Origin of the sequence: Pigmentiphaga sp. NML030171 (assembly GCF_002188635.1) — a bacterium.
In the GTDB taxonomy this organism is placed as follows: domain Bacteria; phylum Pseudomonadota; class Gammaproteobacteria; order Burkholderiales; family Burkholderiaceae_B; genus Pigmentiphaga; species Pigmentiphaga daeguensis.
The window spans coordinates 69,158-93,439 of record NZ_NINX01000055.1 but is presented as its reverse complement, the minus strand read 5'-3'; the positions used below and the strand labels follow the sequence as shown (position 1 = coordinate 93,439).

The following is a 24,282-nucleotide window of genomic DNA, read 5'->3' as shown; positions in this document are numbered from 1 at the left end:
CCGTCTCCAGGAACGATGAGCGCAGCGCCGCAGCCAGGCCGTCTAGTGTGGGATGCCGCAGCCGGCGACGGCCGCCTGTCGGTCGAGGGCGACTGGTCGCTGGCGGGCTTCGAGGCCCTGCGCCGCGAGACCGCCCGTTTCGATGCGGTCCCCCAGGTGCGCGTGCTGGACCTCAGCCGGCTGGGCGTCCTGGACACCGCGGGCGCCGCGCTGCTGGTCGACCTGCTGGGCGCGGAGCGCCTGCCCGGGTTGCTGGCCTCCGGCCCCCCGGTGGAGGCATCGCGCCGCGCCTTGCTCGACACCATCATCCGCGCCCAGGGCGCGGTCCAGCAATGCAAGCCACCCGAGCCGCCGTCGCCGGTGGCCGAGCTGCTGTGCCACGTGGGCGAAGCCGCCGAGCAGTTCTGGAAGCACGCCGCGGGCCTGTGCGGGTTCATCGGCCTGACGCTCGAAAGCCTGGGCCGTTCGCTGGTGCGTCCGCGCACGTGGCGACTCACGGCCACCGTCGCCCAGATCGAGCAGATCGGACTGAACGCCGTTCCCATCATCGCCTTGCTGACTTTCCTGGTCGGCGCCGTCGTGGCCTTCCTGGGCGCCACGGTGCTGCGGGACTTCGGCGCCACGCTCTATACGATCAACCTGGTCGGCTTCGCCTTCCTGCGCGAGTTCGCCGTGCTGCTGACCGCCATCCTGATGGCGGGCCGGACCGCCAGCGCCTTCACCGCGCAGATCGGCTCGATGAAGGCCAACGAGGAAATCGACGCCATCCGGGCCCTCGGGCTCGACCCCATCAACATGCTGGTGCTGCCGCGCGTGCTGGCCATGCTGGTGTCGCTGCCCGTGCTGACCTTCATGTCCATGCTGACCGGCATCGCCGGCGGCATGGTGGTCTGTGCCTGGAGCCTGGACATCCCGCCGTCGCTGTTCCTGTCCACCCTGCGCGAGAGCCTGGACGTGCGGCATTTCTACGTGGGCATCGTCAAGGCGCCGATCCTGGCCTTCATCATCGCCGTGATCGGCTGCCTGGAGGGCTTCAAGGTCAGCGGCAGTGCCCAGTCCGTGGGCGAGCACACCACCTCCAGCGTCGTGCAGGCGATCTTCATGGTGATCCTGATCGACGCGCTGGCGGCGCTGTTCTTCATGGAGATGGGATGGTGACGGCCGACGAACCCATCGTGCGCGTGCGCGGGCTGGTCAACCGCTTCGGCGCCCAGACCGTGCACGAAGGGCTGGACCTGGACATCCGCCGGGGCGAGATCCTGGGCGTGGTGGGCGGGTCGGGCTCGGGCAAGTCGGTGCTGCTGCGTTCCATCGTGGGGCTGCGGCGGCCGACCGCCGGCAGCGTGCAGGTGTTCGGCCAGGCGCTGGACGAGCTGTCCCCCGAGCTGCGTTCGCGCCAGGAGCGCCGGATGGGGGTGCTGTTCCAGCGCGGCGCGCTGTTCTCCTCGCTGTCCGTGACCGAGAACGCCGCGCTGCCGCTGATCGAGCACGCGGGCCTGGCGCGGCCCGAGGCCGAGCGGCTGGCGCGGCTCAAGCTGGCGCTGGCGGGCCTGCCGGTCGAGGCCGGCGCCAAGTCCCCGGCCTCGCTGTCGGGCGGCATGGTCAAGCGGGCGGCGCTGGCACGCGCCCTGGCGCTGGATCCCGACCTGCTGTTCCTGGACGAGCCCACGGCGGGACTGGATCCGATCGGCGCGGCCGCCTTCGACGACCTGATCCTCACCTTGCGGGACGCGCTGGGGTTGACCGTGTTCCTGGTCACGCATGATCTGGATACGCTCTACGCCATTTGCGACCGGGTGGCGGTGCTGTCGCAGCGCAAGGTGCTGGTGGTGGACCGGCTGGAAGTGGTGGAGCGGGTCGACGATCCGTGGATACAGGAGTATTTCCAGGGGCCGCGCGGACGCGCGGCGTCGCGGGCGGCCGAACGGCCGCGCAAGGAGGAGTAGATGGAAACCCGGGCGCATCATGTCGTGATCGGCCTGTTCCTCGTCATCGCGGTGACGGGGGCCCTGCTGTTCGCGCTGTGGCTGGCCAAGAGCCATTCGGACGCCAGCGTGGCGCAGTTCGACATCGTGTTCAACGAAGCGGTCAACGGACTGTCCGAGGGCAGCGCCGTCATGTACAGCGGCATCAAGGTGGGCGACGTGGCGCGGCTGCGGCTCGATCCCGTGGACCCGCGCAAGGTGGTGGCGCGGATACGGATCGCCAGCGACGTGCCGGTCAAGGAGGACACGGTGGCGCGCCTGCGCCTGACCGGCGTCACCGGTACCTCGGTGATCCAGCTCGGCAGCGGCACGCCCGAGAGCCCGCGCCTTCTGCCCAAGGGCGACGAGGTGCCGGTCATCGTGGCCCTGCCGTCGCCCATCACCCAGCTGCTGGCGGGCGGCGAGGACCTGATGCTGAACATCAACGAGATGGTCGCCAGCGCGCGCCAGATCATGTCGCCCCAGAATGCCCGGCAGATCAGCCGCATCCTGGAACATCTCGAGGAAAGCACCGCCGAGCTGGCCGCGCAGCGCGAGGGCTTCGCGAAGCTGAGCGGGCAACTGGGCGAGATCGGCCGGCAGACGTCCGAGGCCCTGGCCAAGGCCAACTCGCTGATGACGCACACCGACGAACTGGTCGGCTCGCAGGGGAAGGACACCATGCAGAGCGCCCAGCAGGCCATGGCCTCGTTGGCGCGCGCCAGCGACAGCATCGACCGGCTGGTGCAGGAGAATCGCGGCGCGCTGGGCAGCGGCGCCCAGAGCCTGAGCGAGCTGGGCGGCGCGCTGCGCGAGATGCAGGCGACGATGGCGTCGCTGCGGGCCATCACCCGCCGCCTCGAGGACAATCCGGCCGACTACCTGCTGGGCCGCGAACAACCCAAGGAGTTCACCCCATGAGACGCGCGGGCGCAATCATCCGTTGGGCGGGCATGTCGCTGGCGGTGCTGGCTTCGGCGTGCACGCTGCTGCCGGAACAGAAGACGGTCGACATCTACCGGCTGCCGGCCACGCAGGCGGCGCCTGCGCCGGGAGGCAGGGCCCAGGCCTGGTCGCTGCGCATACGCAGCCCCCATGCCAACGCCGTGCTGGACAGCGCGCGCATCGCCGTCATCGTCCAGGGCGACCAGATCAGCACCTATGGCGGAGCGCGCTGGACCGACGCGCCGCCGACCCTGGTGCGCACCCGCCTGGCGCAGGCCTTCAGGCTGGACGGCCGCGTCGCGTCGGTGTCGACCACCGACAGCAACGTGCGCGCGGACCTGGAGCTGGACAGCGACCTGCGGGCCTTCCAGAGCGAATACCGCGGCGCGGTGCCCCATGCGGTCGTCAGCCTGGACGTGCGGTTGATCTCGACCTCGACGCGGCGCGTGGTGGCCTCGCGCAGCTTCGAGGTCGCGCAGCCGGCGGGCGGGGTCGAGGTGCCGGCCGTGGTGTCGGCCTTCGGCCTGGCCACCGACGCGCTGGCCGCGCAGGTGGTCCAGTGGGCGGTGGAGCAGGGGGCCGCTGTTCAATCCGGCAGGCCGGAGTAATCGCCGCCCGTACCGGGATTGTGGACGTCCTTTTTTGTGGATACCATCAACTATATGGTTGATTTAATCAATCATATACGGGCGCCCGCCAGCGGCGCCGATGACCACATGACCAAGGAGACGTTCGATGATCGTTCTGGAAAGGGTGGGGCGCAGGGTCGGAGGAGTGTTCTGCATGGCGGCGGCCGCTTGGGCGGGAGGAAGCGCCGGGGCCGCCGAGCCGCCCGCGGCGGGATTTCCGGGGCGCACGGTCCAGGTGATCGTGCCCTATCCGCCGGGCGGCCTGACCGACGGACTGGTCAGGCAGCTGGCGGCCGAGCTGGGCCAGTCATGGAAGCAGAGCGTGGTCGTGGAAAACCGGGGCGGCGGCACGACCATAGGCACCGCGCCCAACGTGCTGTACGTGCGGCCCGGGCTGCCCGTCCGGTCGGTGGCCGAACTGGTGGCCTATGCGAAGGCCCGGCCCGGTGAGGTGAAGTTCGCCTCGACCGGGAACGGTTCGAGCCCGCACCTGACGGCCGAGCTGCTGGCGTCCCGCGCGGGCATTTCCATCCTGCACGTGCCTTACAAGGGGGCGGGGCCAGCCTTGACCGACCTGCTGGCCGGCCATGTCGATGCCATGTTCCACTTCCCCGCGTCCCTTGCCCTGGCCAGGCAGGGCAAGCTGCGGGCGCTGGCGGTGGCCGCCGACGAGCGCCTGGCCGACGCGCCGGACCTGCCCACCGTGGTGCAGGCGGGCGTGCCGGGCGTGGTATCCGGAAGCTGGTTCGGCTTCTTCGTGCCGTCCGCGACGCCGGAGGCGATCCAGGACAAGATCCATCGCGACGTGGCGCAGGCCCTGCGGGCGCCTGCGGTGCAGCGCTACATGCAGGAGTCGGGACTGGTGTCCCCGCCCATGTCGCGCGCCCAGTTCTCGGCCTTCATCGAGCACGAGCGCGACAAGTGGGCCGAGGTCATCCGGACGCGCAACATCCGGCTGGAATAGCGGCGGTCAGTTGGCCTGCGCCAGCCGGGCCAGCGTGGCGGCCAGCGCTTCGCCCACGGGGATCTTGGCGGCCGCTTCGTCGCGGCGGCCCTGCAGTTCGATCTGCCCCTCCTTCAGGCCGCGGTCGCCGATGGTGACGCGCACCGGCACGCCGATGAGCTCCCAGTCGGCGAACATCACGCCCGGGCGTTCGTCGCGGTCGTCCAGGATCGCGTCGACGCCGGCTTCCTTCAGGCCTTCGTAGAGCTTGGTCGCGGCTTCGCGCACCGCTTCGCTCTTGCCCCAGCCCACCGGGCAGACGACCACCTCGAATGGCGCCAGCGCGCGCGGCCAGATGATGCCGCGCCCGTCGTGATGCTGTTCGATGGCGGCGCCCAGCAGGCGCGTGACGCCTATGCCGTAGCAGCCCATCTGCAGCAGCGCGGGCTTGCCGGTCTCGTCCAGGTAGGTGGCCTTGAGCGCCTCGGAATACTTGGTGCCCAGGAAGAACACATGGCCGACCTCGATTCCGCGCTGGATCGCCAGCGGGCCGCTGCCGTCCGGCGACGGGTCTCCGTCGACGACGTTGCGCAGGTCGGCCACCAGGTCGGGCTCGGGCAGGTCGCGTCCCCAGTTCACCCCCACGTAGTGGTGGTCGGCCTGGTTGGCGCCGGTGACGAAGTCGTGCAGGTTGGCAACGGTGCGATCGGCCACCACCTTGACCGGCTTGGCGGTGCCCACGGGCCCGATGAAGCCCGGCACGCAGCCGAAGTGCTCGACGATCTCGGCATCGGTGGCGAAGCGGTAGCCACGGTCCAGGCCGGGGATCTTGCCGGCCTTGATCTCGTTCAGTTCATGGTCGGCGCGCACCAGCAGCAGCCAGATCTGGACCGGCTTGCCGGGCTCTTCCGGTTCGACCGCCAGCGCGAGGGATTTCACGTGGCTGGCCAGCGGCAGGCCCAGCATCTGGGCCACGGCTTCGCACTTGGTGGCGCCGGGGGTCGGGGTTTTCTCCAGGGCCCGGCCGGGCGCCGCGCGCTGGGCGACCAGGCAGGGGGCCTCGGCCAGCTCGATGTTGGCGGCGTACTGGGTGGCCGGGTTGTAGACGATGAGGTCCTCGCCGGTGTCGGCGATGACCTGGAATTCATGGCTGCGCGTGCCGCCGATGGAGCCGGTGTCGGCCGCCACGGCGCGGAAGGTCAGCCCCATGCGGGTGAAGATGCGCATGTATGCGTCGTACATGGCGTCGTAGCTCTTCTGGGCGCCGGCTTCGTCGCGATCGAAGGAATAGGCGTCCTTCATCGTGAACTCGCGGCCCCGCATGACGCCGAAGCGCGGCCGGCGCTCGTCGCGGAACTTGGTCTGGATGTGGTAGAAATTCTTGGGAAGCTGGCGCCAGCTGTGGATCTCGTTGCGGGCGATGTCCGTGATGACCTCTTCCGAGGTCGGCTGCAGCACGAAGTCGCGGCCGTGGCGGTCCTTCATGCGCAGCAGCTCGGGGCCGTACTGTTCCCAGCGGCCCGATTCCATCCACAGCTCGGCGGGCTGCACCACCGGCATCAGCAGCTCGAGCGCGCCGGCGCGGTTCATTTCCTCGCGGATGATGGCCTCGACCTTGCGGATGACCCGCAGGCCGATGGGCATATAGTTGTAGATGCCGCCGGCCAGCTTGCGGATCATGCCCGCGCGGGTCATGAGCTGGTGGCTGACGATCTCGGCGTCGGACGGTGCTTCCTTGAGGGTGCCGATATGGAACTGCGATGCGCGCATTGCGGTGCTCACGTGGGTGGATACGAGTTCGGCCCCCTGGGCCTATAATTGACTCAATTGTATGAGAATCGCTGGGGTGGCTCATGCTGGATCGTGAAGGTTACCGTCCCAACGTCGGCATCATCCTCGTCAACCAGAAGAACGAGGTCTTCTGGGGCAAGCGCGTCAACGAACATTCCTGGCAGTTCCCGCAGGGCGGCATCAAGCACGGTGAAAGCCCTGTCCAGGCGATGTTCCGCGAGCTCCACGAAGAAGTGGGCCTGCGGCCCGAGCATGTCCGCATATTGGGTAGAACACGCGACTGGTTGCGCTATAACGTGCCCGAACACTTCGTCAGGCGTGAATGGCGCGGGCACTACAAAGGTCAGAAGCAGATCTGGTTCCTGCTTCGGATGCAGGGGCGCGATTGCGACGTCTGCCTGCGGGCGTCGTCGCATCCGGAGTTCGACGCGTGGCGCTGGAGTTCCTACTGGGTTCCGCTGGAATCGGTCATCGAGTTCAAGCGCGACGTCTATACGCTGGCCTTGAACGAGCTTGCGGTCGTGCTCTTCCGCCGGAACCACGAGACCCGGTACCTGCGCCAGCACATCGGTTCGCACCGGCGCGGCCAGGGCGAACCGCAGGCGTCCCTGTCCAAGGAAGCCCCCGAGGTCTGAACCCCCGCGACCTCCTGCGCGGGGTTCAGGTATCGTGTCGGGTGCAACCTGTATATGGAAAACACTTATGCCTAGTCAGTTCGCCGGGGTGCGTCCTGCCCGCCGGGCCCTGCGCGCCGCCGCCTGGGCCGGCGCCGGATGCCTGGCCCTGCTTCTTGCCGCCTGCGGCAGCCAGCCGCGAGGCGAGGGCAACTACCTGCTGGACGACATCGATGCCCAGCGCACGTTGCCCGATGCCGGATGGGAAGCCCTGAAGTCGGAATTGCCGCCCGTGCCCACCGAGGCCGACGTGCTGCCCGTGGAAAACCTGTCGCGCAACGAACGTTTCCGCTTCGGCGTGGATCCGCGCTCCATCCAGATCGCCCCGGGGCTGATCGTGCGCTATACGCTGCGCGCGGTCAGCGACATGGGGGCCGAGAACATCTCGTACGAGTCGGTCCGTTGCGGGACGCGCGAGTGGCGCACCGTGGCCCTGTACCGGCCCGGTGCCGGCTGGCAGCGCCCGGTGCACGACGAGTGGCGCCCCTTGCTTCCCAATACGATCCAGCACCTGCTGCGCAACGGCGTGCTCTGCTCGGGCGGCGGCCCGGCCGGCGCCAAGGCGTCGGACCTGGCCTATCGCGTGCGCCACTGGGACCGCTACGCCGACGCCATGGCGGGCCGCAACACGCAGTGACCGGCATGCGGGCGGGCGGATGATCCCGCCTGGGCCGCCGTCAGCAGCCGACCAGCGTCACGGTGATGCGCCTGCGGTGCGGGCGCCGGCGGTGTTCCCACAGGTAGACGCCCTGCCAGGTTCCCAGCGCCAGGTCGCCGCCGGCCAGCGGCAGCGTCACGCTTGCCGCGGTCAACGCCGCCCTGACGTGGGCCGGCATGTCGTCCGGGCCTTCGGCATCGTGCGCATACAGCGGATCGCCGTCCGGGACCAGGCGTGAAAAATAGCGTTCCAGGTCGGCCAGCACGTCGGGATCGGCGTTTTCGGTCACCAGCAGCGAACAACTGGTGTGGTGGGCGAAGACGTGCGCCACGCCGGCATTCATGCCGCTTTCCCGCGCGTGGCGCCGGACGTGCCCGGTGATTTCGATCAGGCGGCGGCCGGGCGTCTCGATGGTGAAGGCGTGCTGGGCCACGAGGGCTGGAGAGGTTTTCATGGCGCGGGCATCCTGCGTGCACAAACAAAAACGCACAGCCTGAGCTGTGCGCTTGCGTGCCTGGCTACAGGCTTGTCGACCAGATCAATGGTCGGGGCGAGAGGATTCGAACCTCCGACTCCTGCGTCCCGAACGCAGTACTCTACCAGGCTGAGCTACGCCCCGACTTGTCGGTCCGGCCTGCCGGCTACGGGCTGTACAACTTGCCCGGCAGGCCGTCTTGCTTTTTTCAGCGATCTCGGTTGATCGCGAAAGCGCAGAATTCTAGCAGAGAATCCCGGAAAGCGGAAACGGGGTAGCCGGAAATCGCCGTGATCGCCGCGTCCGCCTCGATCCGGGCCCGGGCGCGGGTGTAGTCCAGGGCGTCCGATTCCCGGATCGCGGCGGCGACGGCGGCGAAATCGCCTTCGCCGTTTTCGATCGCGGTGCGCACCAGTGTCTGCTGCGCCGGCGTGCCCACGTCCAGCAGGCGGATCAGCGGCAGCGTGGGCTTGCCTTCGCGCAGGTCGTCGCCCAGGTTCTTGCCCAGCGCCTCGGCCTCGCCGCTGTAGTCGAGCACGTCGTCGATCAGCTGGAATGCCGTGCCGGCGCGCCGGCCGTATTCCGCCGCCGCGGCTTCCTGGTCGGGCGTGGCGCCGGCCAGCACCGCGGCCAGCTGGGCCGAGGCCTCGAACAGCCGGGCGGTCTTGTAGCGCACCACCTGCAGATAGCGCTCCTCGGTCACCAGGGGGTCGTGCACGTTCAGCAGTTGCAGCACCTCGCCCTCGGCAATGACGTTGGTGGCATCGGCCAGGATCTGCATGACGCGGACCGAGCCGGTCTCGACCATCATCTGGAACGAGCGGGAATGCAGGAAGTCGCCCACCAGCACGCTGGCGGCGTTGCCGAAGACCGCGTTGGCCGTGGCGCGGCCCCGCCGCAGCGCCGATTCGTCGACCACGTCGTCGTGCAGCAGCGTGGCCGTATGGATGAATTCCACCACCGCGGCCAGCAAATGATGCTGCTGCCCCTCGTATCCCAGCGCCCGGGCGACCATCAGCAGCAGGGCAGGCCGCATCCGCTTGCCGCCCGCGCCTATGATGTAGTCGGCGATGGTGCGGATGAGCGGGACGTCGGAGTCGAGTCGTGCCCGGATGACGGCATCGACGCGCTGCATGTCGTCGGCGATGGGGGCGAACAGGGTCGGCAGGCTCAAGGGGAATCCGTGGGTAGACTGGCCGTTGCCGGCCAGGTGTGCAACAAAAGCCGAGATGCAACAACCGGCGGCATGGCGTACAGAGAGGCCCGCGAGCGGGCGGCGGCGCTCGAAAGCGCCGTGGCAACGAAATTATACCGGGGCTGTGCGCGGGGCGATGCCGGGATTGACGCCGCGGTACAACTCCGGTTATAGTCTATGGTTCGACCCCCATTGGGGGTTCGAGCTTTGAACAATCCAAGAGGTCATCCCATGTACGCGGTCATAAAAACCGGTGGCAAGCAGTATCGCGTTGCCGCTGGCGAAAAACTGAAGATAGAACAGATACCGGCAGACATCGGGCAAGAGATCACGCTGGACCAGGTCCTGGCAGTGGGCGAAGGCGATCAACTCAAGATCGGCGCGCCTCTTCTGTCCGGTGCCGTGGTCACGGCCAAGGTTCTTGCACACGGTCGCCACGACAAGGTCCGCATCTTCAAGATGCGTCGGCGCAAGCACTACCAGAAGCGCCAAGGCCACCGTCAAAACTACACCGAAATCCAGATCGGCACCATTTCCGCCTGATGGGAGCCCGGCGCGGCCGGGCACCGGAATGTAGGCAAGAATCGGTAACGAACAAGCAGGAGTGCAAACATGGCACAGAAAAAGGGCGGCGGTTCCACACGGAACGGCCGCGACTCAGAAGCGAAACGCCTGGGCGTCAAGGCCTACGGCGGTGAATTGATCCCGGCTGGCTCGATCATCGTGCGCCAGCGCGGCACCCGTTTCCACCCCGGCGTCAACGTCGGCGTGGGCAAGGACCACACCCTGTTCGCGCTGGTCGACGGCCGCGTGCAGTTCGCGGTCAAGGGCGCCCTGCGCAAGCATACCGTCTCGATCGATCCTGTGTAAGTAATAGACCCCCCTACGCGCTGACGCGCGCCCAGCATGGTGAGCCCCCAGCCGCTGCGCGGCAGCCCCCCGAGGGGGCCGGGGCCCGCCTTGGGGCGGCCCGGCGCCGGGCCCCGAGGGGCGGCACTGGCGGACCGGCGGAGCCGGATCCGCTGTGCCCTGGATCTGGGCTCGGCTTCGTGGGGTAGGGTATGTGGTCACGGGGAGCCTTGGCTTCCCGGAAAAATAGCGCCGCCGCGCGATGTTACGCGTGGGGGCTTTTTTTTATGATCGCGCTAGTATTGGCACTTGCACGGTCATTTCTTTTGAATCTTTGAAACCCCGCCGCCGCGCCTCCCGGGATGCGGTGGATCCGGCTTTGCCGGTCCACCCGCATCGCCCCCTGGGGGGCGCGCGAAGCGCGTAGGGGGGGGCATGAAATTCGTCGACGAAGCCACCATCGAGGTAGTTGCCGGCAAGGGCGGCAATGGCGTGGCGAGCTTTCGCCGCGAGAAATTCATTCCCTTCGGCGGACCCGATGGCGGTGATGGCGGGCGGGGCGGCAGTGTCTACGCCGTGGCCGACCGCAACATCAATACGCTGATCGACTACCGCTACGCCCGTCTGCACCGCGCCCAGAACGGCGAGCAGGGCAGCGGTTCCGACCGCTATGGCGCCGGCGGCAGCGACATCACGCTGCGCATGCCGGTGGGCACCATGGTCTACGACGCCGAGACCAACGAGCTGCTGTTCGACCTGGCTACCCATGGCCAGAAGGTCGTGCTGGCCGCCGGCGGCAACGGCGGCCTGGGCAACCTGCACTTCAAGTCCAGCACCAACCGCGCGCCGCGGCAGTTCACCCACGGCCGCCCGGGCGAACAGCGCAAGCTGCGGCTGGAGCTGAAGGTGCTGGCCGACGTCGGCTTGCTGGGCATGCCCAACGCCGGCAAGTCCACGCTGATCCGCAAGCTGTCGAACGCCCGGCCCAAGGTGGCCGACTACCCGTTCACCACCTTGCATCCGAACCTGGGCGTGGTGCGCACCCATGCCGAACGCAGCTTCGTGATCGCCGACATTCCCGGGCTGATCGAGGGCGCGTCCGAGGGCGCCGGGCTGGGGCACCAGTTCCTGCGCCACCTGTCGCGCACGCGCCTGCTGCTGCACCTGGTGGACGTGGCGCCCATGGATCCCACGGTGGACCCCGTGCACGAGGCGCGTGCCATCGTCGAGGAATTGCGCCGCTACGACCCGGCCCTGTACGAGAAGCCGCGCTGGCTGGTGCTCAACAAGGTCGACATGGTGGACGACCCGCAGGGCCTGAAAGAGGCGTTCTGCCTGGAGTTCGGCTGGGACGGCCCGGTATTCTGCATTTCCGCGCTGGCCGGCGACGGTACCCAGGAACTGGCCTGGGCCGTCCAGAACTGGCTGGACGAGCAGCGCGAGGCCGAGCAGGCCTTCGACGAGGACCCGCGCTTCGTCGAAGCCCAGGCGTCCGCGGCCAAGCCGGCGCCCGTCCGCCGCCGCCCGCCGCGCCGTGCTCCGGCCGATGGCGGTGACGCGGGGCCGCAGACTCCCGAAGATGCTCCCGGCGACGACGGCGGCGATGCCGGCGGCGAAGGCGGCGATGGTGGTGGCGACGGCGATTGAGTTCCACGATGAATAGCACCTCCGTGATCGCCGCCGCCCGGCGGCTCGTGATCAAAGTAGGCTCTTCGCTGGTCACCGACGAGGGACGCGGCCTGGACCGGCGGGCGCTGCTGCGCTGGGCCGGGCAGATCGCGCACCTGCGCGCGCTGGGCAAGGAAGTCGTCCTGGTCTCCAGCGGCGCCATCGCGGAAGGCATGCTGCGCCTGGGCTGGGACAAGCGGCCCACGCTGGTACCCGAACTGCAGGCGGCCGCGGCGGTCGGCCAGATGGGCCTGGCGCAGGCCTACGAAAGCGTATTCGCCGAACATGCGCTGCATACCGCGCAGATCCTGCTGACCCATGAGGACCTGTCGGACCGCACGCGCTACCTGAACGCGCGGTCGACGCTGTTCACGCTGCTGCGCCTGGGCGTGGTGCCCATCATCAACGAGAACGACACGGTGGTCACCGACGAGATCAAGTTCGGCGACAACGACACCCTGGGCGCGCTCGTGACCAACCTGATCGAGGCGGACGCCCTGATCATCCTGACCGACCAGGCCGGGTTGTATTCGGCCGATCCGCGCAAGCATCCCGACGCGAAGTTCGTGTCGCATGCGCGCGCGGGCGATCCCGAACTGGAGTCCATGGCCGGCGGCGCCGGTAGCAGCCTGGGCAAGGGCGGGATGCTGACCAAGATCCTGGCCGCCAAGCGGGCGGCCGGCAGCGGCGCGCATACCGTGATCGCGTCGGGCCGAGAACCGGACGTGCTGGTGCGGCTGGCCGGCGGAACCTGCATAGGGACCGAACTGCGCGCCTCGCTGCCGCTGTTGTCGGCGCGCAAGCAATGGATCGCCGACCACCTGCAACTGCGCGGACGCGTCACCGTGGACGAGGGAGCGGCCCTGGCGCTGACCCGCGACCACAAGAGCCTGCTGCCCATAGGCGTGACCGCGGTCGAGGGCGAGTTCGAGCGCGGCGACGTCGTGGCCTGCGTGGACGCCTCCGGCAAGGAACTGGCGCGCGGGCTGATCAACTACTCCTCCGGTGCGACCCGCCGCATCATGCGCCAGCCCTCGAGCCGGATCGAGGCGCTGCTGGGCAGCATGGAAGAGCCCGAGCTCATGCATCGGGACAACATGGTCATCCGCTGACCGCGATTCTCCGTATATCGACGGCAACAACCCAGGCACGGGGGCGACGTTCCGATGGACGTCGTCCCCGTGCCTCTGTTATTTTGTGTACGCTGTACACATTTGTCGTCCCCACCCATCCACCATGCCGCGTGCCGGCATGAGGAGCTCATCCGTGACTGCCGACCTAGACCGCCGCAAACGCTGGCTGGCCCTGATGGTGCTGTGCCTGGGCGTGCTGATGATCGTGCTCGACACGACGATCGTCAACGTGGCGCTGCCTTCCATCCGCGATGACCTGAAGTTCTCCGAGACCGCGCTGGTCTGGGTGGTGAACGCCTACATGCTGACTTTCGGCGGCTTCCTGCTGCTGGGCGGGCGGCTGGGCGACCTGTACGGGCACCGGCGGCTGTTCGTCGCCGGCATCGCGCTGTTCACCCTGGCGTCGCTGGCCTGCGGGCTGGCCCAGTCCCAGGCCGTGCTGGTGGCGGCGCGCGCGGTGCAAGGCCTGGGCGGGGCGGTGGTTTCCGCGGTGTCGCTGTCCCTGATCATGATGCTGTTCCCCGAGCAGGAGGACCGCGCCAAGGCCATGGGCGTCTACGGCTTCGTGTGCGCGGGGGGCGGCAGCATAGGCGTGCTGCTGGGAGGCTTCCTGACCAGCGTGCTCAGCTGGCATTGGATCTTCCTGGTCAACCTGCCCATAGGCGCCGCCGTCTACGGCCTGTGCATGGCGCTGCTGCCGGCGAAGGGCGGCCAGCCCGGCGAGCGGCTGGACATGGCCGGCGCGGCGGCCATCACCGCCTCGCTGATGCTGGCCGTGTATGCGGTGGTCAATGGCAACGAACGCGGCTGGACCTCTTTCCATACATTGGGCTTGCTGGGCGCCGCCGCCGTCCTGCTGGCGGCTTTCCTGGCCATCGAGTCCCGGGTGCGCGCGCCGCTGATGCCCCTGGCGCTGTTCCGGCTGCGCAACGTGGCCACGGCCAACGCGGCGGGCGTGCTGTGGGCCGCCGCCATGTTCGCCGCCTTCTTCATTTCCGCGCTGTACCTGCAAGTGGTGCTGGGCTACAGCCCCATGCAGGTGGGCCTTGCTTTCCTGCCGGCCAACATCATCATGGCGGTGTTCTCGCTCGGCCTGTCGGCGCGGCTGGTGATGCGCTTCGGCATCCGCGCGCCGCTGGCCTGCGGGCTGGCGCTGGCGTCGGTGGGGCTGGCGCTGTTCGCGCGCGCGCCGATCCAGGGCGATTTCCTGATCGATGTGCTGCCCGCCATGTCGCTGCTTGGCCTGGGCGCGGGCATCGCGTTCAACCCCATGCTGCTGGCGGCCATGAACGACGTGGACCCCCGCGATGCCGGACTGGCCTCGGGGGTGGTGAATACCTCGTTCATGATGGGAGGCGCGCTGGGCCTGGCCGTGCTGGCCAGCCTGGCGGCGGCGCGCACGAGTTTCCTGCTGGAGCGGGGCGCCGCCGAGGCGGCCGCGCTGAATGGCGGCTACCAGCTGGCCTTCGCCCTGGGCGCCGCATGCGGCGCGGTGGCCGCGGTCCTGTGCGCGATGCTGCTGCGTCCGCCCGCCACGGCACGGGCGGGCGATTCCGCGCCGGCGGCGTAGCGGCGCCGGGCGGGCCGGGGCGGGAGGGGTACGGTCGGGCCAGATGCGCGCGGGCGTCGCTCGCGCTACCATCTGCCTGCGTCTTGGCCGACGCCTCCACGCAACGCAGGTTTCACTAGGTCTCCTCCGTATGCGCTACATCCTTTCGCTGGACCAGGGCACGACCAGTTCGCGCGCCCTGCTGATCGACCACGCCGGGCAGATCGTCGCCGTCGCCCAGAAGGAATTCCCCCAGTTATTCCCCCGTCCGGGCTGGGTCGAGCACGACCCCGAGGACATCTGGCAATCGCAACTGGCCGTGGCTCGTGCCTGCCTGGCGCGGGCTCCCACCTCGCTCGTGGGCAACGGTTATTCGCGTGCGCCCGCCATCGCGATCGGCATCACGAATCAGCGCGAGACCACGGTGCTGTGGGACCGCATCACCGGCAAACCGGTGGCGCATGCCATCGTCTGGCAGGATCGGCGCACGGCCGATCGCTGCGACCAATTGCGCCGGGAAGGGCATGAGGCGCTGATCCAGCGCAAGACCGGGCTGGTGCTGGACGCCTATTTTTCCGCCTCCAAGCTGCAATGGCTGCTGGACCACGTGCCGGGCGCCAGGCAGCGTGCGCGCAACGGCGAACTGGCTTTCGGCACCGTCGACGCCTGGCTGATCTGGAAGCTGACCAACGGCCGCGTGCACGCCACCGACGCCAGCAATGCCTCGCGCACGCTGCTGTTCGACATCCATCGCATGGCCTGGGACGAGGAATTGCTGGACCTGTTCGACATCCCGGCCAGCGTGCTGCCCGCCGTGGTGCCGTCGTGCGCGGTACTGGGCGAGACCGAGCCCGATCTGTTCGGCGCGGCGGTGCCGATCGCGGGCGTGGCGGGCGACCAGCAGGCGGCCACGTTCGGGCAGGCCTGCTTCGAGCCCGGCATGGTCAAGAACACCTATGGCACCGGCTGCTTCATGCTGATGAACACCGGCAACGTGCCCATGCCCAGCCAGAACAAGCTGGTGGCCACGGTCGGCTGGCAGGGGCCGGCCGCCGCCGATCCGGCCACGCGCACCGCCTATTGCCTGGAGGCGTCGGTGTTCATGGCGGGCGCCACCATCCAGTGGCTGCGCGACGGCTTGAAGATGATCGCCAGCGCCCCCGAGGTCGAGCCGCTGGCCGCCAGCGTGGCCGACGCGGGCGACGTCTACCTGGTACCGGCCTTCACCGGACTGGGTGCGCCCGACTGGGACGCCTATGCGCGCGGCACGCTGATCGGCCTGACGCGCGGCACGACCCGCGCCCACATCGCCCGCGCGGCGCTGGAGTCGATCGCGTTGCAGGCCACCGATGCGCTGACCGCGATGATGGGCGATTCCAGCCTGGCCATCCGGGAATTGAGGGTGGACGGCGGCGCCTGCGGCAACGACCTGCTGATGCAGATGCAGGCCGATTTCCTGGGCGTACCGGTGGTGCGGCCCCAGGTTACCGAGACGACGGCGCTGGGCGCGGCCCACCTGGCGGGCCTGGCCACGGGGTTCTGGGCCGACGGGGCCGAGATCGCCTCGCAATGGGCGCTGGACCGGCGCTTCGAGCCGTCGATGTCCGAGACCGCCCGCCGTGCCAAGGTCGAGCGCTGGCGCGAGGCGGTCGCGCGCTCCCGCGCGTGGGCCCGGACTTGACCGTGTCCACGCAGGCGCCGCTGCGTACCGACCGGGCCGGGTTGCTGGCCCGGCTGGCCGAGCCCCGGGATTACGACGTGGCGGTGATAGGCGGCGGCGCCACCGGCCTGGGCGTGGCGCTGGATGCGGCCACGCGAGGCCTGCGCGTGGTGCTGGTCGAGGCCCATGACTTCGCCAAGGGCACCTCCTCGCGCGCGACCAAGCTCGTGCACGGCGGCGTGCGCTACCTGGAGCAACGCAATTTTCCGCTGGTGCGCGAGGCTTTGCGAGAACGGCAGATCCTGTTGCGCAACGCGCCGCACCTGGCGCAGCCGCTGCCCTTCGTCGTGCCCGCCTACCGGTTCTGGGAAAAACCGTACTACGGAACGGGCCTGGTCCTGTACGACGTGCTGGCCGGCAAGGCCGGCCTGGGGCGCACGCGCTGGCTGGACGCGCGGGCCATCACGGCCCGCCAGCCCGGGCTGCGGACGCAGGGGCTGCGCGGCGGCATCGAATATTGGGACGGCCAGTTCGACGATGCCCGGCTGGCCATCGCACTGGCGCGCACCGCGGCGCGCGAGGGAGCGCTGCTGGTCAACCATTGCGCCGCCGTCGGCCTGGTCCGTGAACAGGGCAGGGTGGCCGGCGTGCGGTGCGAGGACCGCGAAACCGGCCGCTCGTACGTCCTGCGCGCCGCCTGCGTGGTGAACGCCGCGGGCATCTGGGTCGACGCGGTGCGGCGCCTGGACGCCCGCGCGGAGGCGGTCGAGGACACCATCGTGTTCAGCCAGGGTGCGCACGTGGTCGTGTCGCGCGACTTCCTGCCCGGGGACCGGGCGCTGCTGGTGCCGCGCACGCGCGACGGCCGGGTGCTGTTCGCGCTGCCCTGGATGGGCAGGACCGTGATCGGCACCACCGACACCCCCCGGCCCGGCCTGGAGCTGGAGCCGCGCCCGCTGGCCGAAGAAGTGGACTTCCTGCTGGGCGAGGCCGGCCGCTACCTGGCGCGCGCGCCGGGCGCCGGGGATGTCTCCAGCGCCTGGGCGGGCCTGCGTCCGCTGGTCCGCCCGGCGGGGCACGCCAGCACCAAGGATGTCAGCCGCGAGCACGTGGTCCGGATCGAGGACGACGGGCTGGTCACCGTGGCCGGCGGCAAGTGGACCACGTACCGCGCCATGGCCCGGGACACGCTGGACGCCTGCCTGGATGCCGGGTTGCTCGCATCCGCCGGTCCCTGCGTGACGGCGGACCATGCCCTGGTGGGAGCCGAGCCGGCCAGGCACAGCATCGGCGATGCCCCGGGCCTGTGGGGGTATGGCAGCGAGCGGGACGCGCTGCTTGCCCTGCCGGGCGCGGACCGCGAACTGGGCGGCGGATTGACCGAGGCCATGGTGCGCTTTGCCGCGCGCCACGAATACGCGCGCACGGTCGAGGACGTGCTGGCGCGCCGCTCGCGCCTGCTGTTCCTGGACGCCCGCCTGGCACGGGAGCTGGCGGGCGAGGTCGGAAGGCTGCTGGCCGAGGAGACTGGCGTCGACGCGGGCGCCGGGGTGTTCCGCGAACTGGCGGACAGTTATTTGCGCTGGCCGGCCGAGGCGTCATCCTCGGGCACCACCAGCTTCTCCAGGTAAGCCAGGTCCTCGCGCAGCAGCCGCAGGGACTCCTTGACGTCGGGCACCCGCGCCCGGCGCGATTCGTCGCGGCGCAGGGCATGGATGGCCATGTCGGCGATGGCCTCGGCCACTTCCTGCTGGCCCAGGCGCCCGCTGGGCTTGAACCACCATGCGGTCCAGTTGCACATGCCGATCAGCCCGAAGGCCGCGACATGCGGATCGGCCATGCGGAAATGGCCGAGCTGGATGCCGCGCTCGATGATGCCGCTGAAGTCCGCCAGCACGCTGCGGCGCGCCGTATGCATCGAGGCGCGCTGGCGCTGCGTGAGGTCCGACTCGTTGCGGTCGGCCACGCGGAACTCGGCCGGGCGCGACAGGATGAGATTGGCGTAGTCGGTGACCAGTTCCCGCAGCGCCTCGGCCGGATCGCGGTCCTGGCGGGAGACGGCGGCGTTGGCCAGTTCCCGGGCCGAGGTCAGGATTTCCTCGGTCAGCGCCCGCAGGATCGCGTCCTTGTTCTTGAAATAGTAGTAGACGGCGGTACGGCTCAGGCCCAGCGATTCGGCGATGTCCTGCATGCTGGTGCCGCCCGTGCCGCGTTCGATGAAGAGCTTGGCCGCGGCGTCCAGGATGGCGCCGCGCAGGACTTCCCCTTTCATCGTTGCCTTGGTGGGAAGCTCGTTCACGGATAGGGACTTTCCAGGATATGGGGCAGGAACGGGTGCCGGCCCAGGAGCCGATTATGGCATGTCGAAACCCCGTCTTCCCAGGGAAAATGGGCGCGTCGGCGAGTTTTTTTGACACTTCTGTCTGAATTTCAACGTGTATTGACAATTAAGTCAAAAAATAGTCGAATGTGACAAAAGACGGTTGCATCAGCCGTCCGCGTCATCAGGAGACCCATCGTGAGCACCGGCGCCAACGCCCCCCAGCACGTCACCGCAGGCTTCTTGAACACCGACTGGAACCCCCGCGATCTTCCGGCCGGCGCCTCCACCCGCAACGTCGTCCTGCGCACCGATGACGCCGCCGCCACCACGGGCTCGCTCTACCTGCCGGCGGGCCCCCGTCCCCGGACCGTCGTGTGCGTGATGCACCCGCGCGAATTCATGGCCTGCCACTACCTCATCCCCGACATCGTCGGCGCCGGCTACGCGGCCTGGTCGCAGGGCGCGCGCTCGGTCGGCAACGACCTGCGCCTGGAGCACGAGACCGCGCTGCACGACGTGGCCGCCGGGCTGGCCTTCCTGCGGGGCCAGGGGTTCGAGCACATCGTGCTGCTGGGCAATTCGGGCGGCGCGGGCCTGTATTCCTTCTACGTCCAGCAGTCCTCGCTTCCGCCCGCCGAGCGCATCGCCCGCACCCCGGGCGGCAGGCCGTCCGGCCTGGCCGGGCTGGAGATGCCCGGGGTCCAGGGGCTGGTGCTGGTGGGACCGCATCCCGGGCAGGGCGCGCTGCTGATGAATTGCATCGATCCCTCGGTGCTGGACGAAGGGGACGCGCTGTCGGTCGACCCCGCCCTGGATCCGCTGAATCCCGGCAACGGCTATCGCCCCGGCGGACAGGCGCGCTATGCGCCGGAGTTCGTCGCGCGCTACCGGCAGGCCCAGCGCGCCCGCGTGGAACGGCTGGATGCGCTGGCGCGGCAGTTCATCGCCCAGCGGCTGGCGGCGCGCAAGGCGCTCAAGGGCCGCGAGGATGCCTCCCAGGCCGAGCGCCGGGCGGCTGCCCATACCCCCGTGATGACGGTCTGGCGCACCGATGCCGACCTGCGCTGCCTGGACCTCGGCCTGGATCCGTCGGATCGGCATCCCGGTTCGCTGTGGGGCCGCGATCCCTACGCCTCGAACTACGGCGCCGTCGGCTTCGCGCGCTTCTGCACGCCCGAGAGCTGGCTGTCGACCTGGTCCGGCCTGTCGTCCAACGCCAGCCTGGCCGCTGCCGCGGGCGCCATCGTCCAGCCCACCCTGGTCATCGAATACACGGGCGACCAGGCCTGCTTCCCGGGCGACGTGCGCGCCATCCACGACGCCCTGGCCACGGCCGACAAGCGCCATCTGCGGGTGCGCGGCGACCACCACGGCCGCGCGCTGACCGAGGGCGAGGAGCCGGGCCGCTACGAGGCCGGCCGCCAGCTGGCGGCCTGGCTGCGCGAGCGTTTCGCGCACTGACCATCATCCATAGGCAAGGGGAAACGACATGAGCAGCAGCCCGAACGCCGGCGCCACGCTGGCAGGCAAGACGACCGCAGCCGCTCCCGGGGCGCCATCCGCCCACGGGCTGGCGCTGCGCGGCGTCGATCACACCGCGCGTCCCACCTGGAAGCTGCGCGAGACCGTCGCGTTCTACCGGGACATCCTGGGCCTGCCCCTGATCCACGTGATCTCGGCGCGCGGCTGGGGGCCGGCCACGCATCCGGACTTCCTGCATTTCTTCTTCGACAGCGGCAACGGCAGCACCATCGCCTTTTTTTATTACCTGGGCTCGGAGCCGCCCGAGGCCATGCGCGACCGTCCGGTCATGGCGCCCGTGCCCGACGACCACGTGTTCGACGCCACCCACACCGCCTGGCTGGTCCAGGGGCAGGACGAGCTGCGCGCGTGGAAGAAGAAGCTGGAGGATGCCGGCCTGCAGGTGTCGGTCGAGACCACCCATGAAGTGATCGAGTCGATCTACGTGCGCGATCCGAACGGCTACTTCATCGAGTTCACGCGCAAGCTGCGTCCGCTGACCCAGGTGGATGCCCTGGACGGCCACCTGACGCTGCAGGCCGCGCTGGAAGCCGAGGACGAGGCCCGGGCCGGACAGCGGCGCGTGTCGGACATCGCCGAAATCTGGTCGCGCAAGGCCCGGCTGGTGGCCGAGCACGTGCAGCCCGGCCAGGCGCAGGCCACGCCGGCGGTGCGCATCTTCGTGCCCCGCGTGCGCGAGTTCGCCGCCATCGTCGAGGATGCGCGCGGCCGCGGCGATTGCCGCGTACAGGCCCTGGGCGACTACGACCGCATCGAAAGCGACGGCCCCATCGAGTTCCGCCGCAAGACGCTGGGACTCAAGCCCGCCATCTGGTATGGCCTGTTCACCGGCGGCGTGCAGGGCCGCATCGAAACGCTGGACCGGGACCGGGTCCGCATCATTCCAGAGGCCGCCTGAAGCCCGGACGGAGGAGACCATCATGCAAGACATACGGCACCCGATAGAAGGGGTCATCTACCATCCGGCCGAACGCGCCGCATCCTACCTGGACAGCGGCGCGTGGATGCGGTCCTCGGTGGGCGACGCCCTGCGCGCCACGGCGCGGCGCCTGCCCGGCAAGACGGCGTTCATCTCCGACGAGGGCAGCCTGAGCTTCCAGGAACTGGACGAGCAATCGGAACGGCTGGGCGCTGCGCTGCTGGAAGCGGGCCTCGCGCCCGGCGACCGCGCCATCTTCCAGATGGGCACCACGCTGGAAACCGTACTGGCGCTGGCGGCCTGCTACAAGGCCGGCATCGTGCCCGTCTGCTCGCTGCCCCAGCATCGCGAACTGGAGATCGGCCAACTGATCCGGCAATCGGCGGCGCGCGGCTATTTCGTGCAGGCCGATTTCCATCCCAGCTTCGACCTTGCTGCCTTCGCCCGCAAGATGGCCGAAGGCAGCGATACGCTGCGCCATCTGGTCGTCGCGCGTGGGCCGGCGGGCGAGGGCGGGCTGTCCCTGCGCGACCTGATCGCCGGCATGCCGCTCGCGGCCGCGCGCCGGCGCCTGGCCGAGGCGCCGCCGGGACTGGGCGACGTGCTGAGTTTCCAGCTCTCGGGCGGCACGACGGGGATGCCCAAGATCATTCCGCGCTTTCATGCCGAATACCTCGGCCATGCGCTGGCCTGCGCGGGCATGTACAAGCTGCGCGAAGACGACCGCTTCATGTGGGCGCTGCCGTTGCTGCACAACGCGGCCCAGGTGTACGTGCTGATCCCGGTATTCGCCATGGGCGTGTCCGCCGTGCTGATGCCCAGGCTGGACCTCGTCCGCATGCTGGAGCTGATCGAGGAACACCGGGTCACCCGCGCCGTCTCCATCGGCCCCATCGCCCCGCAGCTCATGACCTATCCGGACCTGGCCAGGCACGATCTGTCGGCCTTGCGCCTGTTCATCACCATGAGCCGCGCCGATCGCCTGGAGGCGCACCTGGGCGTGCCTTGTTCCAACCTGTTCGGCATCACCGAGGGGCTGCTGCTGGGGTCCCCGCCCGACGCGCCGGCCGCCAGGCGTTTCCAGACCCAGGGCTGCTCCGGCTGCCCGCAGGACGAACTGCGCCTGCTGGAGCCCGATTCGGAAAAGCCGGTGGCGCCCGGACAGATGGGCGAACTGTGCTTCCGCGGTCCCTCCACGCTGCCGGGCTTCTTCAACGCGCCCGAGGCGAACGCCCAGGCCTATACGTCGGACGGCTTCTATCGGACCGGCGACATGATGACCGCCCACGTGGTCGACGGCGTCACCTGCTACGCCTTCGAAGGCCGGCTGCGCGACAACATCAACCGCGGCGGCGAGAAGATAGGCTGCGAGGAGGTCGAAGGGCTGGTGGGCGCGCACCCGGCGGTGGCCGAGGCGCGGCTGGTGGCCATGCCCGATCCCGTCTATGGCGAGAAGGGCTGCATCTACATCGTGCCGCGCCCCGGGCAGACCGCGCCGCAGGTCAAGGAACTGGCGGACTTCCTGGTCGCCCAGGGCCTGGCCAAGTACAAGTGCCCCGAGCGGGTCGAAGTGATCGACGCCTTCCCGGTGACCAAGGTGGGCAAGCTGGACAAGCCCGCGCTCAAGCGCATGATCGCCGAGAAGCTGGCGGGCGAGACCGGTGCCCAGGACCAGGATCCCGGGCAAGGGAGCCCGGCATGACCAGCACCGAACACGTGCTCTCGAGCACGCCCTTCGTCGTGCGCCGCCGCGTCAAATGGGGCGACTGCGACCCCGCCGGCGTGGTCTACACCGTGACCTTCGGCGAATACGTCATCTCCGCCGTCGAACTGTTCTACGGCATGCTGTTCGATTCCACGCCCCAGCGCGTCAAGGACGAGCTCGGCTTCGGCACGCCCAGCCGCGCGCTGTCGTTCGACTTCCGCTGTTCGTTGTGGCCGGACGACGAATTCGACATGCGCGTGACCGTGGAGGACATCCGCCAGCACACCTACGCGCTCGACATCACCGCCACCACGGCGGCCGGGCAGACCGCCTTCATCGCCAAGCTGACCCCCATCTGCGTCGCCCGCGGCGAACGCCGGGCCATCCCCGTGCCCGGCGTGCTGCGCGACGCCTTGTCCTCTTATCAGGCCGCCTGCGGCGCCGCCGCGACGGCAGGGAGCCCCGCATCATGAAAATCGCCGTCATCGGAGCCGGCCCCGCCGGCCTGTACTTCTCGCTGCTGGCCAAGAAGCACGACCCGTCCCACCAGATCCACGTCTACGAACAGAACCCCGCCGGCGCCACCTACGGCTGGGGCGTCGTGTTCTCGGACGTCGGCCTGTCCTTCCTGCAGGAGGCCGATCCCGAGTTCTTCAAGGCCTTCGTGGCCCACCACGAACGCTGCGACTACATGGAGATCGTCCACCGCGGCACCCACGTCCAGGTCCACGGCAACCACTTCTCGCGCACCGCCCGCATCGACATGCTGCGCGTGCTGGAAGACGCCTGCCGGCGCGAGGGGATCGAGATCGAACACGACCGCCGCATCGATGACGTGTCCGCGCTGGCGCGCGAGGTGGACCTGGTGGTGGCGGCCGACGGCGGCAACAGCGCCGTGCGCAAGCAGTTCGCCGACCACTTCCAGCCCAGCTTCGAGAAGCGGCGCAACAAATTCGCCTGGTACGGCACCCGCCAGCGCTTCCACCCGGTCTCGCTCATCTTCCGCGAGACCCCGCACGGCGTGTTCATCGCCCACAGCTACCAGTACAGCCCCGAACTGAGCACCTTCCTGGTCGAGGTCGATCCCGACACCTGGCGGCGCGCCGGCCTGCACGAAGCCAGCGAGGACGAGAGCCGCCGCTACTGCGCCGACGTGTTCCGTCCCGAACTGGGCGGCAACGAACTCCTGACCAATCGCTCGCTCTGGTTCGAGGCCAACATCGTCCGCAACGAACGCTGGACCTGCGGCAACATCGTCCTGCTGGGCGATGCGCTGCGCACCGTGCACTTCTCGCTGGGCTCCGGCACGCGCATGGCCATGCAGGACGCCATCGCCCTGCACCAGGGGCTGGTGCGCCACCCCGGCGACCTGCAGCAAGCCTTCGCCGCCTTCGAAACCCAGCGCCGCCCCGCTTCGTCCAGCTTCCAGAACGCCGCCGCGCGCAGCCTGGACTGGTACGAAAACGTCGCCGACAAGATGCATCTCGACCCGGTCTCGTTCGCCTACGACTACATGCGGCGCACCGGCCAGGTCAGCCATGAAGACCTGAAACAGCGCGACCCCCATTTCGCGGCCGCGTGCGAGGCGCTGTCCTGCCACCAGCGCACGCCCGCGACTGCCTGATTCCCCCACACCAACGAAACACACACGAGGAGACAC

At 69.3% G+C, this 24,282-nt stretch carries 23 protein-coding genes and 1 tRNA gene; 19 read left to right on the top strand and 5 right to left on the bottom strand.

Features of this window, described 5'->3' with window-relative positions; genetic code table 11:
• Positions 1-15 precede the first annotated feature (15 nt).
• The 5 genes from CDO46_RS27100 (at position 16) to CDO46_RS27080 (ending at position 4,502) form a co-directional block, all read left to right on the top strand.
• Positions 16-1,158 (top strand): ABC transporter permease, encoded by a 1,143-nt coding sequence (locus CDO46_RS27100; RefSeq protein WP_087841677.1) that lies wholly within the window; start codon positions 16-18, stop codon positions 1,156-1,158.
• Entirely contained in the window at positions 1,152-1,946 is a 795-nt protein-coding gene (locus tag CDO46_RS27095; RefSeq protein WP_217896337.1) for an ABC transporter ATP-binding protein, read from the top strand. Before CDO46_RS27100 ends, CDO46_RS27095 begins: the two co-directional genes overlap by 7 nt.
• Positions 1,947-2,885, top strand: a complete 939-nt coding sequence (locus CDO46_RS27090; RefSeq protein WP_087841676.1) for an MlaD family protein — start codon at positions 1,947-1,949, stop codon at positions 2,883-2,885.
• Positions 2,882-3,517, top strand: coding sequence for an ABC-type transport auxiliary lipoprotein family protein (locus tag CDO46_RS27085; RefSeq protein ID WP_087841675.1), 636 nt, complete (start codon positions 2,882-2,884; stop codon positions 3,515-3,517). Before CDO46_RS27090 ends, CDO46_RS27085 begins: the two co-directional genes overlap by 4 nt.
• Before the next feature lie 127 nt (positions 3,518-3,644).
• Entirely contained in the window at positions 3,645-4,502 is an 858-nt protein-coding gene (locus CDO46_RS27080) for a tripartite tricarboxylate transporter substrate binding protein (RefSeq protein ID WP_087841674.1), read from the top strand.
• A 6-nt stretch (positions 4,503-4,508) separates the two neighbouring features.
• Here CDO46_RS27080 and CDO46_RS27075 read toward each other — a convergent pair whose 3' ends face one another.
• Positions 4,509-6,251, bottom strand: coding sequence for a proline--tRNA ligase (locus CDO46_RS27075; RefSeq protein WP_087841673.1), 1,743 nt, complete (start codon positions 6,249-6,251; stop codon positions 4,509-4,511).
• Between the two features lie 83 nt (positions 6,252-6,334).
• On the opposite strand from CDO46_RS27075, the gene CDO46_RS27070 reads away from it, so the two are divergent.
• Positions 6,335-6,907 (top strand): RNA pyrophosphohydrolase, encoded by a 573-nt coding sequence (locus tag CDO46_RS27070; protein ID WP_087841672.1) that lies wholly within the window; start codon positions 6,335-6,337, stop codon positions 6,905-6,907.
• 67 nt (positions 6,908-6,974) lie between these two features.
• Complete coding sequence (locus CDO46_RS27065) at positions 6,975-7,583, top strand: CNP1-like family protein (protein WP_087841671.1); 609 nt, start codon at positions 6,975-6,977, stop codon at positions 7,581-7,583.
• A 40-nt stretch (positions 7,584-7,623) separates the two neighbouring features.
• Here CDO46_RS27065 and CDO46_RS27060 read toward each other — a convergent pair whose 3' ends face one another.
• From CDO46_RS27060 to ispB, 3 genes are all read right to left on the bottom strand, one after another.
• Complete coding sequence (locus CDO46_RS27060) at positions 7,624-8,058, bottom strand: secondary thiamine-phosphate synthase enzyme YjbQ (protein WP_087841670.1); 435 nt, start codon at positions 8,056-8,058, stop codon at positions 7,624-7,626.
• Between the two features lie 88 nt (positions 8,059-8,146).
• Positions 8,147-8,223: transfer RNA gene (locus CDO46_RS27055), tRNA-Pro, on the bottom strand.
• 64 nt (positions 8,224-8,287) lie between these two features.
• On the bottom strand, positions 8,288-9,253 hold the full coding sequence (gene ispB / locus CDO46_RS27050; protein ID WP_087841669.1) for an octaprenyl diphosphate synthase: 966 nt from the start codon (positions 9,251-9,253) through the stop codon (positions 8,288-8,290).
• A gap of 252 nt (positions 9,254-9,505) precedes the next feature.
• On the opposite strand from ispB, the gene rplU reads away from it, so the two are divergent.
• The 7 genes from rplU to CDO46_RS27015 all read left to right on the top strand — a co-directional run bounded on the left by rplU (position 9,506) and on the right by CDO46_RS27015 (position 17,764).
• Positions 9,506-9,817, top strand: a complete 312-nt coding sequence (gene rplU / locus CDO46_RS27045) for a 50S ribosomal protein L21 (protein ID WP_087841668.1) — start codon at positions 9,506-9,508, stop codon at positions 9,815-9,817.
• A 69-nt stretch (positions 9,818-9,886) separates the two neighbouring features.
• Positions 9,887-10,144, top strand: a complete 258-nt coding sequence (gene rpmA / locus CDO46_RS27040) for a 50S ribosomal protein L27 (RefSeq protein ID WP_087841667.1) — start codon at positions 9,887-9,889, stop codon at positions 10,142-10,144.
• Between the two features lie 414 nt (positions 10,145-10,558).
• A complete protein-coding gene (gene obgE / locus CDO46_RS27035) occupies positions 10,559-11,770 on the top strand; it encodes a GTPase ObgE (protein WP_087841666.1) in 1,212 nt (403 codons plus the stop codon).
• Between the two features lie 8 nt (positions 11,771-11,778).
• Entirely contained in the window at positions 11,779-12,903 is a 1,125-nt protein-coding gene (gene proB, locus CDO46_RS27030; protein ID WP_165963331.1) for a glutamate 5-kinase, read from the top strand.
• 154 nt (positions 12,904-13,057) lie between these two features.
• Positions 13,058-14,494, top strand: coding sequence for an MFS transporter (locus tag CDO46_RS27025; RefSeq protein ID WP_087841664.1), 1,437 nt, complete (start codon positions 13,058-13,060; stop codon positions 14,492-14,494).
• Positions 14,495-14,624: 130 nt separating this feature from the next.
• Complete coding sequence (gene glpK, locus CDO46_RS27020) at positions 14,625-16,154, top strand: glycerol kinase GlpK (protein WP_087841663.1); 1,530 nt, start codon at positions 14,625-14,627, stop codon at positions 16,152-16,154.
• A gap of 2 nt (positions 16,155-16,156) precedes the next feature.
• Complete coding sequence (locus CDO46_RS27015; protein ID WP_243724668.1) at positions 16,157-17,764, top strand: glycerol-3-phosphate dehydrogenase/oxidase; 1,608 nt, start codon at positions 16,157-16,159, stop codon at positions 17,762-17,764.
• Here CDO46_RS27015 and CDO46_RS27010 read toward each other — a convergent pair.
• Entirely contained in the window at positions 17,707-18,432 is a 726-nt protein-coding gene (locus CDO46_RS27010; protein WP_087841661.1) for a TetR/AcrR family transcriptional regulator, read from the bottom strand. The genes CDO46_RS27015 and CDO46_RS27010 overlap by 58 nt on opposite strands.
• A 219-nt stretch (positions 18,433-18,651) precedes the next feature.
• Between CDO46_RS27010 and CDO46_RS27005 the strand changes: the two genes are divergently transcribed.
• Genes CDO46_RS27005 through CDO46_RS26985 form a run of 5 tightly spaced genes read left to right on the top strand, consistent with a single transcriptional unit; the run spans position 18,652 to position 24,246 of the window.
• Entirely contained in the window at positions 18,652-19,917 is a 1,266-nt protein-coding gene (locus tag CDO46_RS27005; RefSeq protein WP_087841660.1) for an alpha/beta hydrolase, read from the top strand.
• Positions 19,918-19,945: 28 nt separating this feature from the next.
• Positions 19,946-20,896: a VOC family protein gene (locus CDO46_RS27000; protein ID WP_087841659.1), complete on the top strand. Its 951-nt coding sequence runs from the start codon at positions 19,946-19,948 to the stop codon at positions 20,894-20,896.
• 22 nt (positions 20,897-20,918) lie between these two features.
• Positions 20,919-22,619: an AMP-binding protein gene (locus tag CDO46_RS26995; RefSeq protein ID WP_087841658.1), complete on the top strand. Its 1,701-nt coding sequence runs from the start codon at positions 20,919-20,921 to the stop codon at positions 22,617-22,619.
• Positions 22,616-23,095 carry a thioesterase family protein gene (locus CDO46_RS26990; RefSeq protein ID WP_087841657.1) on the top strand — a complete coding sequence of 160 codons (480 nt, stop codon included), beginning with the start codon at positions 22,616-22,618 and terminating at the stop codon, positions 23,093-23,095. Before CDO46_RS26995 ends, CDO46_RS26990 begins: the two co-directional genes overlap by 4 nt.
• Positions 23,092-24,246: an FAD-dependent monooxygenase gene (locus CDO46_RS26985; RefSeq protein ID WP_087841656.1), complete on the top strand. Its 1,155-nt coding sequence runs from the start codon at positions 23,092-23,094 to the stop codon at positions 24,244-24,246. Before CDO46_RS26990 ends, CDO46_RS26985 begins: the two co-directional genes overlap by 4 nt.
• Positions 24,247-24,282 lie beyond the last annotated feature (36 nt).

Bases quoted from the DNA above. Each gene is read 5' to 3' on its own strand.
- CDO46_RS27100 (WP_087841677.1), top strand. From the start codon at position 16: ATGAGCGCAGCGCCGCAGCCAGGCCGTCTAGTGTGGGATGCCGCAGCC.
- CDO46_RS27065 (WP_087841671.1), top strand. From the start codon at position 6,975: ATGCCTAGTCAGTTCGCCGGGGTGCGTCCTGCCCGCCGGGCCCTGCGC.
- CDO46_RS26995 (WP_087841658.1), top strand. From the start codon at position 20,919: ATGCAAGACATACGGCACCCGATAGAAGGGGTCATCTACCATCCGGCC.
- CDO46_RS27070 (WP_087841672.1), top strand. From the start codon at position 6,335: ATGCTGGATCGTGAAGGTTACCGTCCCAACGTCGGCATCATCCTCGTC.
- CDO46_RS27080 (WP_087841674.1), top strand. From the start codon at position 3,645: ATGATCGTTCTGGAAAGGGTGGGGCGCAGGGTCGGAGGAGTGTTCTGC.
- rplU (WP_087841668.1), top strand. From the start codon at position 9,506: ATGTACGCGGTCATAAAAACCGGTGGCAAGCAGTATCGCGTTGCCGCT.
- CDO46_RS27090 (WP_087841676.1), top strand. From the start codon at position 1,947: ATGGAAACCCGGGCGCATCATGTCGTGATCGGCCTGTTCCTCGTCATC.
- CDO46_RS27095 (WP_217896337.1), top strand. From the start codon at position 1,152: ATGGTGACGGCCGACGAACCCATCGTGCGCGTGCGCGGGCTGGTCAAC.
- CDO46_RS27060 (WP_087841670.1), bottom strand. From the start codon at position 8,058: ATGAAAACCTCTCCAGCCCTCGTGGCCCAGCACGCCTTCACCATCGAG.
- CDO46_RS27000 (WP_087841659.1), top strand. From the start codon at position 19,946: ATGAGCAGCAGCCCGAACGCCGGCGCCACGCTGGCAGGCAAGACGACC.
- CDO46_RS27085 (WP_087841675.1), top strand. From the start codon at position 2,882: ATGAGACGCGCGGGCGCAATCATCCGTTGGGCGGGCATGTCGCTGGCG.
- glpK (WP_087841663.1), top strand. From the start codon at position 14,625: ATGCGCTACATCCTTTCGCTGGACCAGGGCACGACCAGTTCGCGCGCC.
- proB (WP_165963331.1), top strand. From the start codon at position 11,779: ATGAATAGCACCTCCGTGATCGCCGCCGCCCGGCGGCTCGTGATCAAA.
- CDO46_RS26990 (WP_087841657.1), top strand. From the start codon at position 22,616: ATGACCAGCACCGAACACGTGCTCTCGAGCACGCCCTTCGTCGTGCGC.
- CDO46_RS27075 (WP_087841673.1), bottom strand. From the start codon at position 6,251: ATGCGCGCATCGCAGTTCCATATCGGCACCCTCAAGGAAGCACCGTCC.
- obgE (WP_087841666.1), top strand. From the start codon at position 10,559: ATGAAATTCGTCGACGAAGCCACCATCGAGGTAGTTGCCGGCAAGGGC.
- rpmA (WP_087841667.1), top strand. From the start codon at position 9,887: ATGGCACAGAAAAAGGGCGGCGGTTCCACACGGAACGGCCGCGACTCA.
- CDO46_RS26985 (WP_087841656.1), top strand. From the start codon at position 23,092: ATGAAAATCGCCGTCATCGGAGCCGGCCCCGCCGGCCTGTACTTCTCG.